This is a genomic window from Vibrio litoralis DSM 17657, from assembly GCF_000426765.1.
GTDB classification, from domain to species: Bacteria; Pseudomonadota; Gammaproteobacteria; order Enterobacterales; family Vibrionaceae; genus Vibrio; species Vibrio litoralis.
Genome location: NZ_AUFZ01000017.1, coordinates 105,692 through 121,964, shown reverse-complemented (window position 1 = coordinate 121,964; position 16,273 = coordinate 105,692). Strand labels below are relative to the sequence as shown.

Genomic DNA, 16,273 nt, shown 5'->3' with positions numbered 1-16,273 from the left:
TTAATTGATTCTGTCCTTTTTTAGATAAACATCGACACTGAATATATCGGAATAACGAATAGGTGCGGTGATGGATACAGATCAGATAAAGTGTGTCATCTTTGACTGTGATGGTACGTTAGTCGATAGCGAGCGTTTATGCTGTCAAGCTCTGGTAAACGTGTTTGCAAGTTATGGTGCAGATATAAATTTTGATCAATGTATGGCTAATTTCCCAGGTGGAAAAATGTTCGATATATTGAAAGAAACGAGTGAGCGGTCTGGCCTAACAATTCCTATGGAAATATTAGAGCCACGATATCGTGAACAAATACGTCAGCTCTTTGATGAGCAACTTCAACCGATTCCACATGCAAAGCAGACTGTTGAACAGCTTATTGAAAAGGGGATTGCAGTGTGCGTCGCTTCTAACGGGCCACAAAGTAAAATGCAACATTCACTATCACTAACGGGGATGTTGCCACTGTTTGAGAATAAAATTTTCAGCGCTTTTGATATTAACAGTTGGAAGCCAGAACCGGACCTATTACTGTTTGCCGCTATGCAAATGGGATTCTTACTTGAAGAGTGTATGTTTATTGATGATACAGAGAATGGCGTTTACGCAGGTATTAATGCAGGGCTGAAAACGGTTTATTATTCTCCGGCAGGTAGCTATATAGATGATCCACAAGTAACAACGATTAAGAGCCTTGCTGAATTGAGTCGCTTATTTGGTTGAGACGAGGGTTTAGTTAATTCCCTTTTAACTAAACCGCGGGGTTGAAGTGGAAAATTAAAACTTATGAAATAGATTAGCTTACAAATGCAAAGACTAGTGCAGGATAGAAGCTGATTTCAAAAAAGGCACTTCAACGTTACTCGTCATTGTTAGGCTGTTTTTACTCTTGATTGGAACTGGTCCGCACTCAACACAGATTAATACATCCTGATCTTCAGACAGTAAAAATTCATCACTTGAACAAATTGGGCAGCAGCTAATTTCCAAATCCTCATAAAGAAAAGTATCGTTGTTGTTTTTCTTCATCATAAAACCCTCTCTTATCTTCATACAGTATGAGCCCTCCATAGATACGTGCATAGGTTTCCGGTTATTGAGCCACAATAAAGCGAGTCGTTTACAGCAAAACCTTAGCACTTTAGCAGTGAGTTGCATTGTATTAAGATTAGTGTCGCAAAAATGTTTATTACCAAGCACACAAGTATACTTAACTCTGGTGCGAAATGTTCATTTAATCAGCAGATCATACCAGTCATAAAAATCGCTGAATTTAAGGTTATGACATGAATTTTTTAGCGCACTTACATATTGCCGAATATTGTCAGAGTGATTTGGCCGGTAATCTACTTGGTGACTTTGCCAAAGGTAATCCAGACGGGAAGTATCCTAATCATGTTGTTGATGGGATCCGCCTTCATCGGTTTGTTGATAGGTATACAGATATGCACCCATTGATACTGCAACAAAAATCCTTATTTGATCCTCAAATTAAACGATTTTCACCGATTGCTTTGGATATGTTCTGGGATCATTGTTTGGCTTGCGAATGGAGAAAGTTTCATCCTCTGGAACTCGTTGATTTTGTTGAGCAGTGCCGTTCTTTCTGTCAATCACAGACCTATGCAGTGCCTGAAAATTACCGAACGACGATGAATGCTATGTGGCGTGGTGAATGGTTGCTGTCCTACCAAGATATTAATAGTACTTTATACGCCCTTGAAAGAATGTCACACCGTAGTCCTAGAATGGGCCCTTTAAATGATTGCGGTGATGTTTTAATGGCACATTATGAAGAGTTACGTGCGGTGTTCTTGCAGTTTTATCCAGATGTGCTTAGTAACAGCAAAAGATTCATCGATAAACATCAACAGCCGTGAGCTTAAGTTTGATAGAATGAACACCTCAGTTTAGTTTCATTTTTTATTTATCGTATTAGGCTCTCTATGTCGTTCGCAACCTTAGGTTTATCTCCCCAAATTTGCCAAACCTTATCGGATCTTGGTTTTAAAACGCCAACAGATATTCAGCAACAAGCCATTCCCCAAATATTAGAAGGCAAGGACGTGCTTGCTAGTGCACAAACCGGCACCGGCAAAACGGCTGCGTTTGGTCTACCTATCATTCAACAATTGTTAGATAGCCCTGATTTAGATGGAAACAATGATATTGCTGAGCCTGAAGATCTTCCGCAGAAAAAAACGCGTGGCGCAGCCGTTAAAGCACTGATTCTGACTCCGACACGAGAGCTCGCTCAACAAGTCTACGATAACCTTGAGTCTTATAACCAAGGTTTGAAAATTGTCGTGGTTTATGGCGGAACCAGCATGAGCGTGCAAACTAAAAACTTAAACGCTGGGGCTGATATTGTAGTGGCGACTCCTGGCCGTTTACTTGATCATCTTTTTGTTGGTAATTTGCACCTGCAGCAGACGCAAACATTGGTACTCGATGAAGCTGACCGAATGATGGACATGGGATTCATGCCGGATCTGCAACGAATCTTGCGTCGAATGAATCAAGAAAAACAGACTTTATTTTTCTCGGCAACCTTTACTAAGCGCATTCGAGAAGTTGCTCATAAACTGCTAAATGATCCGGTTGAGATTCAAATTGCTTCGGAAAATAGCACGGCAGAAACCGTTGAACAGATTGTCTATCCGGTGAATAAATCACGTAAACGTGAGCTTCTGTCTTATCTGATCGGCTCTAGAAACTGGCAACAAGTTCTGGTGTTCACTAAAACAAAACAAACTTCTGATGTACTAGCCAAAGAATTAAAACTCGATGGTATTGAGGCTGCATCCATTAATGGTGATAAAAGCCAAGGGGCAAGGCAAAAAGCATTAGACGATTTTAAATCGGGTAGAATTAGAGCGCTGATTGCTACTGATGTTGCGGCTCGCGGATTAGACATTCAGCAATTACCGCACGTGGTTAACTATGAATTACCTTTTCAAGCGGAAGACTATGTTCATCGAATTGGAAGAACGGGACGAGCAGGAGAAAAGGGCCAAGCAATTTCTTTAATGTGCGCACAAGAGCAATATTTATTAGATGCGATTGAAACCTTGCTTGATACACGCCTACCTCAACAATGGCTGCCGGGTTATGAGCCTACATTTGAAGAAGAGGAAACTCAAACTAAACGCCATAGTCGTTCTTCAGAAAAGAGAAAACTAAAAGCAAAATTGAAGATACACAGCTCTCGAGGTAAACGTCGATAATATCTATTGGTTATTAATATCTATTGGTTACCACTACCCATCGGATTCTTTGGGTGGTGGTACAATAATTTCATCTAAGCAGCTCGGTGATTCAATATATTCATTGGCAATATACAGCTGGTTTGCCAGTAGTTGGTTAAATTGTTGCCAATGAGAAAATAGCGCAGATTGACGATCATCACATTCAAAAGCATGTAGCATCAAAGGATCTAGCGTACTTGCTGAATGAGAGTACATTGAAGCTTGCCAACGCAATGTCCTTGAAGTTAGTGGGGAGTCTGGATGCTCTTGCTTAAACTCTTTGATTAATCCATCGATCAACTGGTTATTCTTACGACTTGGTTCTAAGAAATAATTCACCATGCTTTTTTCTTGGCGAACGGCATCGGCCAGAAAGGTAATGGCACGCGGATCATTTAAACTACAAGCTAAAACGCGGTTCATTAGCTTATACAACTGAACATTTGCTGGTAAGTTTTGTGGCAGAGAATCAATAATATATTGAAAATATTCTTGAAAGTATTGATAGATATGGTCACTGATATGCTGCCAAATTTTCTCTTTACTGCCAAAGTGATAGCGTAACAAGCTATGGGATACATTAGCTCGTTCACTAATTTGACGCAGCGATACTTTTTTATAGCCATACTGACAAAATAGCTGTGCAGCAATTTTCAAAATGGCTTTTTTGGTCTGCTCGGCTTCTTGAGCGGTGCGGCGACCTTGTTTTTTTTCAGTGACTGAGTTCAATGTACTACCAACATCGTTATTTAGTATTTAATTAACCAATTATTTCTTTGCCATTATATACCTAAGAAACTTCAAGATGCGAGTTTCAACAAGAATAAAACAAGCTTTAGGCAGGGCAAATTGAACATGCCTACTTCATTTATATTCGCACCTATCTATTCCACCTAGTTTGCAGTAATAAAACGACGAATACGTTCGACTAAGATATCAACATCACTGGCTTGAACATCATTGTGCAAAACAAAGCGAAGAGGGTTTCCTGAGCTAATAATAATACCTTCTTTCTTCAACTGAGATTGCATGGCAAGCGTGTCAATATGTGGGGCTAACTTAGCAAAGACAATATTAGTTTGTACGTGCTCAACATTAATATCAAAGCCGTCCAATTCAGATAAACTGGTCGCTAGTCTTTTGGCGTTATCATGATCGGTTTGGAGACGATTGACTTGTTCTGTTAAGGCAATTTTACCCGCAGCAGCCAAAATGCCAGCTTGACGCATACCACCACCAAGCATCTTGCGAATACGTCGAGCTCTGGTGATGAACTCTTTGGTACCTAAGAGAAGTGAACCCACCGGAGCGGATAACCCTTTTGAAAGACAAATAGTCATAGAGTCAAAATGACAAGCGATCTCTTTAATATCAACATTTAATGCCACTGCCGCGTTATAAACACGAGCGCCATCTAAATGTAGTTGTAGGTTATGGCGCTGAGTAAATTCACGGGCTTCACGTAAATAGTCAAGCGGCAGTACTTTACCATTAATGGTATTTTCCAAACTTAATAGCTTAGTTTGTGCAAAGTGAATATCATCCGGTTTAATCGCTTGTTCAAGCTTTTTAAAACAAAGTGTGCCATTAGGTTCGTTCTGGATTGGTTGAGGCTGAATCGAACCAAGCACCGCTGCACCACCTCCTTCGAATTTGTAGTTATGAGCTTGTTGACCACACAAGTATTCCTCACCACGACCACAATGAGACATTAAGCCGAGTAAGTTAGCTTGTGTACCTGAACTGGTAAAAATAGCCGCTTCGAACCCATGACGCTCTGCCGCCCAGATTTCTAAAGCATTAATCGTAGGGTCGTCCCCATAAACATCATCACCTACAATTGCATTTGCCATCGCGATACGCATCGCTTCCGTAGGTTGAGTAACCGTATCTGAACGAAAGTCCATATCATTTCCTTAAAATTAAATAGCTAAACTAAAAAACCACACAGTTTTGCTTTACTTAAACAAGCTATGGTTTTTCCATCGGTGATCTCATCGGTTTTGATCCAGTTTTCAATATCATTTAATGAAACCTTAATGACATTAATCACCTCATCATCATCTGGTGACAACGATTGGTTTGGAGATAAGCCTTTAGCAACAAATAGATGCTGAATCTCATCACAGAATCCTGCAAGAGGAGAGCATTGTCCTAAAGGTTCAAAATGTTGAGCGCTGTAGCCGGTTTCTTCAATTAGTTCTCGTTTCGCACATTCTATTGGGCTTTCATTAGCTTCAATGGTTCCGGCTGGAAGCTCTAAGATCCATTTATTTAATGATGGACGAAATTGGCGCAGTAATAAAATATCGCCATCATCAGTGATCGGCAAAATAACCGCCGCGCCAGGATGGATAATGGTTGTATGGCGAATAGATTTACCATTAGGTAGATCCACATCGATTTCAGCCAGTTGAATATTTCTCCAACAGTGTAAAATAGTATGGCTCATCATTATCACTCTTAACTGGTCTATTTTGTAAACTGCAGATTACCAAAAGGACTGTTCGATTACACTGTCTATAACTCATTAAAATGAAAAAGCTAATTGATACACAATAAAAAATGATTCACCTTTCGGTCAGAATAAGACAAAGTATTACAAAATATGTCTTTAAAAGAGGGATGCATGGAAAGTGCACAAAAAAGAAGCGCCACAGAACGTTCATTATTATCGGAAAGAATCAATAAATTAGTACAAGCGCTGTCTGATGGTGTTTACGAGCGAGAAGACACTATTAGATTATGTTTATTGGCCGCTTTATCTGGTGAAAGTGTTTTTTTACTTGGTCCTCCTGGCATTGCTAAAAGCCTCATTGCTAAGCGACTTATTCAAGCCTTTGATGACAGTACGTACTTTGAATACCTTATGACACGCTTCTCGACGCCAGAAGAAGTCTTTGGCCCTCTAAGTATTCAAGATTTAAAAGACCATGGACGCTATTTACGGCTAACGGAAGGGTACCTCCCTACGGCACAAGTGGTTTTTCTTGATGAGATCTGGAAAGCCGGCCCTGCAATTTTGAATACTTTATTGACTGTAGTAAATGAAAAGACTTTTAAAAATGGCAGTAATATTGAAAAGGTACCAATGAGAGTTTTGATTTCTGCGTCCAATGAATTGCCGAATGAAGAAAGTGGTCTTGATGCTTTATATGACCGAATGTTAGTGCGCGTTTTTGTTGATAGGATTCAAAATAAGCAAAACTTTCGCTCAATGCTGACTATCGGAACGCCATTGGAAGCACAAGTTGAGCCGGGTTTAGCCATCAAAGATGAAGAATATCATCAATGGCTAAAAGAGCTGGATCACCTTGAATTATCAGAAACGATTTTTGATAAACTATACGTTCTAAAAACGGCAATAGAATCACAAGAGTCAGTGAGTAATGAGCAAGGTAGCCGTTTAAAACCTGATGAATTATATGTTTCAGACCGTCGTTGGAAAAAAGCAGTTAAATTACTTAAAGCCAGTGCTTATTTTAATGGTCGAGATGAAATTAATGCATTAGATTTACTCTTATTGAAAGACTGCTTATGGAATTCACCAGAGTCTAAAATTATCGTAAATCAAGCGGTTGAGGATTTTTTACATGATTATGCCTACGATCAATTACTCTTAGAGCAAGAGATTGATCAAGTTGATCTGCAATTGAAAGGACTAGATAAGAATATTACCGAAACCTTCAATATTCAATTAGAAGGAAATACCGAAGGCACACTGCGCCGTAAGCAAATTTATCAATATGATTTATCTAAGTCGAAACGCTATAAAGTTTCTCATTCTAGTAACTTAATTAAGCTCGTCTTATTGGATAGTAATGTTTCAATTATAGAGCAAGAAAATACCGAACATTATTGGATCTATGTGTCTAGCAAAGAGTTAGAACAAGTTATCCATGATGGCAGTGGTCAAGCATATGGTTATGTAAATCGTATGACTGAAATCGTCGCTTTTAAGTTTGAAGTGAATGTTAATCAGCAACTGGTGATAAAAGATATCGCAAATCGTTCTGTTTCTCTTGCGCTTGTTACTGAAAATGGCTTATCGGATTCTATTCTTAAAGAATGGAAAGAACATTCAGAGTCACTCCATCAATTATTGGTCTCAATGGACTTTAAAGTTAAGAGTGCTCGTAATGATTTCCATGATGGTTTACCACACTTATTCATTGATAATCATTTAACATTAAAAATTGAATCTAGCATACAAGCATTGCTTGAGCGTTCTGAATTGATTAAATCCCAAAGCCAAGAGGTCCTAATGAAATTAGAACGTTTAGAAGAAGCTTTTGGGTCATAATTATGTTGGGAATTGATGCATTAGAAGCGGCAGTTCACATGGTTGATTCTGGTATGATGGAAGCTGCTATCAACGATTTAATGGGGCGCTCCCAGCTCAATCCGATAGTTGAACAAAACAAAAAGGTAAAAAGTTTAGTTCGTACGAAATTAACCCGATGGAGAAAAAAGACTTCGGTTAAGATTTCTCTGGCGGCTAATTCGACACAGATGAAGGAAGAGCTCGCTTTATATCAAGAAGTGATTCATTACGATGAAGCGCAATTTGAACAGCAATTGACGCTGATTCTACAAAAGCTTGAGCCATGCTCTTTGTTCTATCAAGATGCAAAGAAAATGGTTCAAGATGGTCAAGCGCAACATAACCCAGTCTTTCCTTATTATTTTTGTCAACGCTGGTACGAAAGTATTCAGGCTCGATTTCAAGAAGCTCAACAAGCTCAGTTAGAAGAAGAAAAGCAGCTCGAACTAGACGAACTTTATAAACGCTTAGCTAATTTAGAAAATATGAATTCAGTTAGTGAAGATATTGACACGAATGCTATTGCGGGACGTTTATGGGATATGACGAGTGTGAATTTATCTAAGAGCGATTGGTCGGTGATGAAGGCTCAAGCTGACTTTCTAAAAAAACATCCAAAGCTACAAGAGATTGCAGAGACTTTAGGCCGTATGGCAAGAGAGTCGCTTTGTAATATGTCACCTCAATTAAATGAAAGTATTCATTTTGAAGAAGATCAGAAAACAGAATCATTGGACGATATTGTTGGTGTCCATGAAAATGATGATCTTAATAAGTTACTTCCAAATGAATTACTTTTTTTAAGTCATCCAGAACTCGAAGTCGTTTTTTATAAACACCTTATCGATAAGCGATTAATGAATTATAAGATGAAGGGAAAAAGTCATTCGGTGAAAAAGGTGACATCGATGGAAGCTATGCCTGCAAACCTTGAGGACGTTGGTCCATTTATCGTCTGTATCGATGCCTCAGGCTCTATGCGAGGTTTTCCTGAACAATGTGCTAAGGCTATTGCATTCGCACTTATGCAAATTGCGCTAGCGGAAGAACGTGATTGCTATGTAATCATTTTCTCAACAGAGATCATTACTTATCAATTGACGAAGCAAGATGGACTGAGAGAAGCAAGTGACTTTCTTTCTTATACCTTTCATGGGGGAACAGACTTTGAACCCGCGATCTATGAGTCAATTGCTCAAATGAAAGGGGAAAAATATCAACATGCAGATTTAGTGATCATTTCAGACTTTATCGCACCGAAACAATCTCAAAGCTTGATGGTTGATGTGGAGTCTTTGAAAAGCAAAAATAACCGCTTTCATGCAATTTGCTTGTCAAAGTATGGAAATCCAGATTTGTTAAATATTTTTAGCCATGTATGGAAATATACACCTGGAATAGGGCAACGCTTTATAAAAAAAAAGTAATGAAATTTTTTATTAAAGTATGAACTTTGTTTTATTGGTCTGTTTTTTGAACACTTAAATTGTTTGATGATAATTTATTGTTGACTCGAAGTTTTTCTCAAGTAAAGTACGAACAAACCAAGTAAGCGGAACCGTTTAATTGGAACACAAATTTAAGATATGGCGCAAGCGATATCAAGATGGTGTCATTAACTTTACAGTTAGGCGTATCGTAAAGAATTGCGTGCCCTGGTGGTGGAATTGGTAGACACAAGGGATTTAAAATCCCTCGGCGTTCGCGCTGTGCCGGTTCAAGTCCGGCCCGGGGCACCATCTATATCAAAGGCTTACCGATATCGGTAGGCCTTTTTTATTTTTCACATCTCAAAACTCCCTCTCGTAATCAAATCGAAATATTACTGTCATTTAAAATTCAAATATAACCTAGAGCATAGTGTTTTTTATTATCAAAGGAAGATAGAACACAATGAACACTAAGTTATTACCTGTATTATCTGCATTAGCCCTCAATCTCTCTGCTTTTCCTAGTTACGCACTTACGATGGATCTAGTCGGGCGTTATCAAACGGGAATTTATGGGGAAGCTGGTGCTGAAATTGTCGACTATCATCAAAGCACACAATCGGCTTATGTGGTCAACGGTGCAAAAAATCGCATTGATATTATCAAATTAGATAACTTGTCTTCGGAAGCGATTAAAAATGCATATACCGCCAACACGTTAAAGGCAAACCAATTAACCTTACCTAAAGAAGTCCTCACAACAAACCGCCAAACTATACAACTGGGCGCCGCTAACTCGTTAAGTATTCATGGTGACTGGTTAGCTGTGGCAGTGGCTAATAAAGAGAAGCAAGAAAACGGTGTGGTTCTTTTCTATCAAATTAAATCTGATCAGCCAAAGCTAATTAAATCCGTCGAAGTCGGCGCTTTACCCGATATGGTGACTTTTACCCCCGATGGTTCAAAGGTAGTGGTGGCCAATGAAGGGGAGCCGACGAATGATTACCAGCATGATCCTGTGGGTAGTGTCGGCGTGATTGCTTTCGATAATAACGGCCCAGTTAATACCGCTGTTTTACTCATGTTTGATAAATTTGAAAAACAAAAAGAACAGCTGATAAAACAAGGCTTCAAATACGCGAGTCCAAAAGGACATTCACTAGCACAAGATATTGAGCCTGAGTACATTACCGTCAGTGTCGATAGTCGTTATGCCTGGGTTTCCTTACAAGACAACAATGCTTTAGCTAAAGTCGATTTAGAGAAAAGTAATATTGATGCGATTTACCCACTTGGTCTGAAAGATTATGGCCTAGAGAAAAATGGAATTGATGCAAGCGATAAAGATAAGGCTATAAACATCCAACCGTGGCAGGGGGTCTATGGCTTATATCAACCAGATACAATCCATAGCTATACCGTCGGCGGTAAGAGTTACATTGTCACAGCCAATGAAGGAGACTCACGAGACTGGTGGTTTGAGGCGAGTGATAAACAAGCTTGTATCGATGCCGGTAGTAAAAAGTATGATAAAGAAGATGGCTGTCTAGCTTACAGTGAAGAGACCCGTGCGGCTAAATTACCGTTAGCCGAAGATAGCCCAGCGAAGCAAAATATGAGCAAACAAGCACTTGGTCGCCTTAAAGTCACAAAAGCGATGGGTGATGAAGATAATGACGGTTTTTATGAGAAAGTTGTCAGCTTCGGTGCTCGATCATTTTCTATTTGGGATGAACAAGGGCTTCAAATTTTTGATAGTGGCAATGAGTTTGCCCAAGTGATTGCTGAACGTTTTCCGGGTAGCTTCAATACTAATGAAACTGAAAACAAAATGGACAATCGTTCTGACGATAAAGGCTCAGAACCTGAAGCGCTTGCAATAGGGGAAATTGACGGCAAGACCTACGCTTTTATTGGCTTAGAGCGTATGGGCGGAATCATGATTTATGATATCAGCCAACCAAAGCAATCTAAGTTTGTCGATTATCAGTTGAATCGCGATTTAACCGTTAAATTCGAAATAGATGATTCAACTCAACCAATCACTTTAAAAGGTGATTATGAAAAAGCTGGTGACTTAGCACCAGAAGGTATGCGCTTTATTGGTAAACAAGAAAGCCCAACCAGTCAGGCATTGTTACTGGTAGCAAATGAGGTCAGTGGGAGTGTGTCAGTCTATCAACTGAAATAAAACAATCTAAAGACCAAATATCTAAATATCTAAATATCTAAATATAAGAGTAAGCCTTGTTGAGATAACAAGGCTTTTTTTAACTGGTTAATTTGAAAAATATCAAAAAGTGGCCAAATATGAATAGAGCAAAATATATCCAACAGCGATAAGACATTAATTTCTTTTAAAAAAGACACTTTAAAAGTCATGGTTATGTCAAACTTAGTACAAACGTCAAACTTAATATAATGTTCAAGTAATTGATATTATTGTATTTTTTAAAATTTCAATACAGATGTACGCTCGAAAGTATTTGCACGGATATGTGAACTGGTTCAAAATTATCATTTAGTGGGTAACTGGTAAGAGTTCTTCTAACATCTTATAGGGCAAAGACTGAACATGAAAGTCGTTGATATGATCAAGCACAAAACAGATTCTTTAGCGAAGCATCAATTTGAATTGAAAGATTTGATGTCGCCAGTATTAAGAGAATACTGGGCTGATTTTATTAATCGTGCTAATTCCCAACAAATATTTCCTTGGCTAAAAGATCATCAAACACCAGCCGTAAATGAAGAAGTAGCACCTACTGTTGTTCCTGAGATAGAAATGTCACCGGAAGCAGAAGCCTTGTACCTTGAGTTAAGTGAAAAGATTGACCAAGAAATTCATGTAGGTGACTGGTTATCTGTCGATCAAGACCGTATTAATGCCTTTGCTCAAATTACTGAAGACATGCAATGGATTCATACTGATGCCGATCGTGCGGCAACAGAATCGCCTTTTAAAACCACAATTGCACACGGCTTTCTGACGTTATCGTTATTGTCTCGTTTAACGGATAGTGTTGATGAGGAAAATCCTCCATTTCCAACCGCTAAAATGACGGTTAATGTAGGGCTGAATGAAGTTCGTTTTCCTTATCCTGTTAAAGCTGGCAATAAGATCCGTGCTCGTAGCAAGCTTTTGAAGGTGACACCGATCAAACGTGGTTTAGAAATCGAACGTGAAATAAAAGTTGAAATTGATGGTGTACGACGTCCAGGTTGTGTGGTCGTTTCGGTGATCCGCCTTTATTTTTAATTTAAAGATATTTAAAGATATTTAAAGAATACATTATAAAAAATAGCGCTGATAATATTAGCGCTATTTTTTATTAAGAGAGGTTAATATGGCTCGTACCGCCGCGGCACTGCATATCTTAGTAAAACATGAGTCTCAAGCAAAAGACATTCTACAACAGCTTAAGAAAGGCGCTAAGTTTCAAGCATTAGCTAAGAAATATTCAACATGCCCATCAGGTAAGAAGGGGGGGGATCTAGGGGAGTTCCCTAAAGGTGCGATGGTGCCCGCTTTCGATAAAGTTTGTTTTAACGGTGAGTTAATTACCCCTCATTTAGTTAAAACCAAATTTGGCTGGCATATCATAAAGGTGCTTTATCGCACTTAATTACTCGATAACTAAACAACAAAAAAGCGTTCACTTCAAATTGAAGTGAACGCTTTTTTGTATTCGAAGTAACGTTTAAGCTGCTGGGAGCATAGGGGCTGGCATGCCGAGAAAGTAACCTTGATACATATCGATATTTAATGCGCGCATGGTATCTAATTGTTCCTGAGTTTCTATGCCTTCAATGACGGTTTGAGCGCCGTAAGCTTTGATGATCGCTATTGCTTCTAGCAGTTTATCTTGTTCTCCTTTCATGTATTGCTCTAAAAGACTACGATCAATTTTAACAATACTGGGATTAATCAGATTAACACGTTCACTATTTGAGTATTCTGAACCAAAATCATCAATCGCAATATCAAAACCATGAGCACTCATTTTTCTCACTGAGGCTTTCAGTTGTTCGATATTTTCACAGTGAAACTCAAGTAATTCGAGTACGATTTGATCCGAGCAAACATTAAGTTTGTTCAGTTCTTTTAAAAAATGAACTTCATGTGGACAAGAGGGTTCTAGTGCTTTAAAACTATTGGGTAAAAAGTTTAGAAATAACTTCATTTTTTTGTGCTGAGATTCAACGAAATTATTGATATGTAGAGTTCGACTAATAAGGTCTATCGCACCTTTATCATCATTGTTAGAGTTTTCATCTGAAAAATAGTAACCAGGGCAGATATGCTCGCCAGATTCACTCTTCATTCTCACTAATGCTTCAATACCAACAATAGCATTGTCTTGGTTAAAAATGGGTTGAAAAACGCTGCTTAATATTAAGTTTTTGTATTTTGCAAAGTGGTTGCCACAATCACTTTTAAAAAAAGACATGTCGAAATTTTTTGACATTGATAAAGATGCTCAAATTATTACTACAAATTGAGTTTAAGATAACAAATACGACAAGTATCAGCCACGTATTTAATGCCATAAAAAAGCGATTTTTATTTTTTAAAATCAATTGAGTAGATCATGTTCGCCAAATGTTACCTGTCATCGAAAAAGTCTTTGTCACGAATATATTTACTCATCAAATGATAAGAAAAAGGTCTAATTAACCAGCTCAATAATGAACGACCTAACCGTAATATCGTGGGAATATTTTCATAAATACGTCCATTGTATAACCACAGCATTTTCCCAACATGCCAGTACATAAATGGTATAGGTGGCAAAAAGGTGACGATATCAATATCACAACAAATACGAAATGTTCTTCTGGCTAACTGATAATGTCGTCGAAACCGCCACCCTCCGATGGCAGGCTGACCAAATGTCACCACTCGCTTTATAATATTAGGGTGCTTTGTCTCTAAATAATCGGCGAAAACTAACCCTATAGCGCCACCTGAAGAATGACCGGTAATACTGATTCTTTTACCTTGCTCAATTAGAGGCGTGAGTATCTTCTCTAAACGAATATAAACCGAATCACCCAGTTTATCGTCACGATGAGAAGGCATGCTTTCTTGATGTAATAAATAATAAAAGCCAGCGTGAATTGAATAAGGTAGGCCTAAGGTCGGAAGACAGGATTTATGCCACATAGCAAAGTTTAACAGCCAGTCGTTTATACTATGCGAGCCTTTAATCACAACAATCACTTCTTCTTTATCTTTACACCACAACACGCGGATTAAAGTTTTCCCTCTGGCATTATTAATAATACGCTGTCCATTCGGGTCAAAACCATAGCGTGTTTGCTTAAAAACTCGAAGGTAGGCCAATTGGCAAAGGATGGCATAACGTTCGTATTGGTAGCGTTTAAGTGTCTTCAAATAAAAAATCATCGTCAGCAAGTTATCCACTATCTTGCCAAACGATGATGAAGAAATTATGACTGTGCTTTATTTTTGACGCTGAATATGAAGCCAGCGCTGGATTTTTTCTTTTCTTAGCCACAATAAAAACAAGGCTCCTGCAATATAGAGGCTTGGCTCAAAAACTTCAGACTTAACTGACCAGTAATAATGGATTGGTGTGAGTATGGCGGCAAGATATACCCAATTGTGCAATTGTTGCCATTTTCTGCCCAGTTTGCGTTGCATCGCTTGTGTGGAAGTGATAGTCAGTAACAGTAGGATAATCCAAATCATCGCACCTAAAACAAGGTAAGGGCGTTTAATGATTTCACTGCCAATTAATTGCCACTGTAAAGCCAAATCTAGCCAAGCAAATGCCGTTAAGTGTATAACCGCCCAAGCGAAGCTATAAACACCTAACAGTCGGCGCGCTCTAATTAGCTGACCTTGTTTGAATTTTCTCGCTACCGGTGAAATAAGTAGAGTAATCAGCAGGGTATTAAGGGCCGCTTTACCGGTAAAGTGAATAATTGGCTGAACAGGATCTGCCCCTAAATGTCCATTAATCACGGCAAAAACCAACCAAGTAAATGAAAATATTTGGGCTAAATGTATGAACACTTTTAACCCAATAATGTGCTTTGGCTTTAAAGGCATTAATAATTTCGCTTTAAGTCTAGATCTTTATACAACGAGGCAACTTGCTCACCGTAACCGTTAAACATCAGTGTCTCTTGTCGAACGGAGCTGAATAGGCTGCCTTCACCAATAAATCGTTCACTTGCTTGGCTCCACCTAGGGTGATCAACATTTGGATTCACATTGGCATAAAAGCCATACTCATCAGGAGCAAGTAAATTCCAGGTAGTTGGCGGTTGCTTTTCAAGTAAGTGGATTTTGACAATCGACTTAATTCCTTTAAAGCCATATTTCCAAGGCACAATGAGTCGTAATGGAGCGCCATTTTGTGGGGCGAGAGTTTTACCATATAAACCGACCGTCATTAAGGTCAGTGGGGTCATAGCCTCGGCAATGGTTAAACCTTCTACGTACGGATAATCGATACTTGAAAAACCGCGCTGTCCAGGCATTTGTTCAGGATCATAAAGCGTTTCAAATGCCACATATTTCGCTTTACTGGTTGGTTGAACCAATTTTAATAGTGACGCTAATGTGAAACCTAACCACGGAACATTCATCGACCAGGCTTCTACGCAGCGGTGACGATAAATTCGTTCCTCAATCTCCATATTCTTCATCACATCAGCCATATCAAGCTTCACTGGTTTGGTAACTTCCCCTGTGATTTCTATCGTCCAAGGCGTGGTTTTAAAATTCTTTGCTTGCTCTGCAGGCTGGCCTTTACCTGTACCAAATTCATAAAAATTATTATAAGTCAGTATTTTATTTTCTGGTGTCAGCGCTAGTCCTTTCGTGGAATACTTAGAATCGGAGCCTTTTAATACTACTCTTGAATCTTGAGCCATGGCTTTTTCATCAGATGAACTGAATACATCAAACAATCCGGCATGAGCCTGAGACGCAAAAGGAGCAGCTGCCGCAGCAATACCTAGTTTTTTAACAATGTCTCTACGCTGTTTATAAATAGACTCTGGAGTGGCATCATTTTCACTTAAAAACCAAGATGGGCGTGATTTAATCAACATAAAGCAATCCTTGTGAAGATGAAAAATAATATTCGTTTTTATACTTAAGTGACTTTAAGCTCAGAGTTCAATTCTGCATTTTAGGTCACTTGGGTATAAGACCGCAGTAGGGCATAAATAATTTCAGTTTATTCATATGCATTGATTAACTTGACACTTCTTGACAAAATATTTGTTACATAAA

The 16,273-nt window shown here is 38.7% G+C and carries 16 protein-coding genes and 1 tRNA gene; 9 read left to right on the top strand and 8 right to left on the bottom strand.

The window, feature by feature from the left end:
- Positions 1 to 70: 70 nt before the first annotated feature.
- On the top strand, positions 71 to 721 hold the full coding sequence (gene yieH, locus K358_RS0106055; protein WP_027695979.1) for a 6-phosphogluconate phosphatase: 651 nt from the start codon (positions 71 to 73) through the stop codon (positions 719 to 721).
- A 93-nt stretch (positions 722 to 814) separates the two neighbouring features.
- On the opposite strand, the gene K358_RS18150 is transcribed toward yieH, so the two are convergent.
- A complete protein-coding gene (locus tag K358_RS18150) occupies positions 815 to 1,030 on the bottom strand; it encodes a hypothetical protein (protein WP_156888692.1) in 216 nt (71 codons plus the stop codon).
- A gap of 254 nt (positions 1,031 to 1,284) precedes the next feature.
- On the opposite strand from K358_RS18150, the gene K358_RS0106045 reads away from it, so the two are divergent.
- Together K358_RS0106045 and K358_RS0106040 are read left to right on the top strand one after the other, a co-directional pair.
- On the top strand, positions 1,285 to 1,878 hold the full coding sequence (locus K358_RS0106045) for an acyl carrier protein phosphodiesterase (protein WP_027695978.1): 594 nt from the start codon (positions 1,285 to 1,287) through the stop codon (positions 1,876 to 1,878).
- Positions 1,879 to 1,944: 66 nt separating this feature from the next.
- A complete protein-coding gene (locus K358_RS0106040; RefSeq protein WP_027695977.1) occupies positions 1,945 to 3,225 on the top strand; it encodes a DEAD/DEAH box helicase in 1,281 nt (426 codons plus the stop codon).
- A 33-nt stretch (positions 3,226 to 3,258) separates the two neighbouring features.
- On the opposite strand, the gene K358_RS0106035 is transcribed toward K358_RS0106040, so the two are convergent.
- The 3 genes from K358_RS0106035 to K358_RS0106025 form a co-directional block, all read right to left on the bottom strand.
- Positions 3,259 to 3,975, bottom strand: a complete 717-nt coding sequence (locus tag K358_RS0106035; protein WP_027695976.1) for a TetR/AcrR family transcriptional regulator — start codon at positions 3,973 to 3,975, stop codon at positions 3,259 to 3,261.
- A gap of 164 nt (positions 3,976 to 4,139) precedes the next feature.
- Complete coding sequence (ltaE, locus tag K358_RS0106030) at positions 4,140 to 5,153, bottom strand: low-specificity L-threonine aldolase (protein ID WP_027695975.1); 1,014 nt, start codon at positions 5,151 to 5,153, stop codon at positions 4,140 to 4,142.
- A gap of 23 nt (positions 5,154 to 5,176) precedes the next feature.
- Positions 5,177 to 5,698: an NUDIX hydrolase gene (locus K358_RS0106025; RefSeq protein WP_038149951.1), complete on the bottom strand. Its 522-nt coding sequence runs from the start codon at positions 5,696 to 5,698 to the stop codon at positions 5,177 to 5,179.
- Between the two features lie 177 nt (positions 5,699 to 5,875).
- Here K358_RS0106025 and K358_RS0106020 point away from each other — a divergent pair, with 177 nt between their 5' ends.
- The 6 genes from K358_RS0106020 to ppiC all read left to right on the top strand — a co-directional run bounded on the left by K358_RS0106020 (position 5,876) and on the right by ppiC (position 12,626).
- Entirely contained in the window at positions 5,876 to 7,549 is a 1,674-nt protein-coding gene (locus K358_RS0106020) for an ATPase RavA domain-containing protein (RefSeq protein ID WP_027695973.1), read from the top strand.
- A 2-nt stretch (positions 7,550 to 7,551) separates the two neighbouring features.
- Positions 7,552 to 8,997, top strand: a complete 1,446-nt coding sequence (viaA, locus tag K358_RS0106015; RefSeq protein WP_027695972.1) for an ATPase RavA stimulator ViaA — start codon at positions 7,552 to 7,554, stop codon at positions 8,995 to 8,997.
- A gap of 225 nt (positions 8,998 to 9,222) precedes the next feature.
- Positions 9,223 to 9,309: transfer RNA gene (locus K358_RS0106010), tRNA-Leu, on the top strand.
- Positions 9,310 to 9,463: 154 nt separating this feature from the next.
- Positions 9,464 to 11,191 carry a choice-of-anchor I family protein gene (locus K358_RS0106005; protein ID WP_027695971.1) on the top strand — a complete coding sequence of 576 codons (1,728 nt, stop codon included), beginning with the start codon at positions 9,464 to 9,466 and terminating at the stop codon, positions 11,189 to 11,191.
- A gap of 384 nt (positions 11,192 to 11,575) precedes the next feature.
- On the top strand, positions 11,576 to 12,259 hold the full coding sequence (locus K358_RS0105995; RefSeq protein WP_027695970.1) for a MaoC family dehydratase: 684 nt from the start codon (positions 11,576 to 11,578) through the stop codon (positions 12,257 to 12,259).
- Positions 12,260 to 12,347: 88 nt separating this feature from the next.
- Positions 12,348 to 12,626, top strand: a complete 279-nt coding sequence (gene ppiC / locus K358_RS0105990; RefSeq protein ID WP_027695969.1) for a peptidylprolyl isomerase PpiC — start codon at positions 12,348 to 12,350, stop codon at positions 12,624 to 12,626.
- 75 nt (positions 12,627 to 12,701) lie between these two features.
- On the opposite strand, the gene K358_RS0105985 is transcribed toward ppiC, so the two are convergent.
- From K358_RS0105985 to msrP, 4 genes are all read right to left on the bottom strand, one after another.
- Positions 12,702 to 13,451 carry an EAL domain-containing protein gene (locus K358_RS0105985; RefSeq protein ID WP_027695968.1) on the bottom strand — a complete coding sequence of 250 codons (750 nt, stop codon included), beginning with the start codon at positions 13,449 to 13,451 and terminating at the stop codon, positions 12,702 to 12,704.
- Between the two features lie 155 nt (positions 13,452 to 13,606).
- Positions 13,607 to 14,398 (bottom strand): lipase family protein, encoded by a 792-nt coding sequence (locus K358_RS0105980; RefSeq protein ID WP_027695967.1) that lies wholly within the window; start codon positions 14,396 to 14,398, stop codon positions 13,607 to 13,609.
- Positions 14,399 to 14,467: 69 nt separating this feature from the next.
- A complete protein-coding gene (gene msrQ / locus K358_RS0105975) occupies positions 14,468 to 15,079 on the bottom strand; it encodes a protein-methionine-sulfoxide reductase heme-binding subunit MsrQ (RefSeq protein WP_027695966.1) in 612 nt (203 codons plus the stop codon).
- Complete coding sequence (gene msrP, locus K358_RS0105970) at positions 15,079 to 16,089, bottom strand: protein-methionine-sulfoxide reductase catalytic subunit MsrP (protein ID WP_027695965.1); 1,011 nt, start codon at positions 16,087 to 16,089, stop codon at positions 15,079 to 15,081. The genes msrQ and msrP overlap by 1 nt, the downstream gene beginning before the upstream one ends.
- Between the last annotated feature and the right edge of the window lie 184 nt (positions 16,090 to 16,273).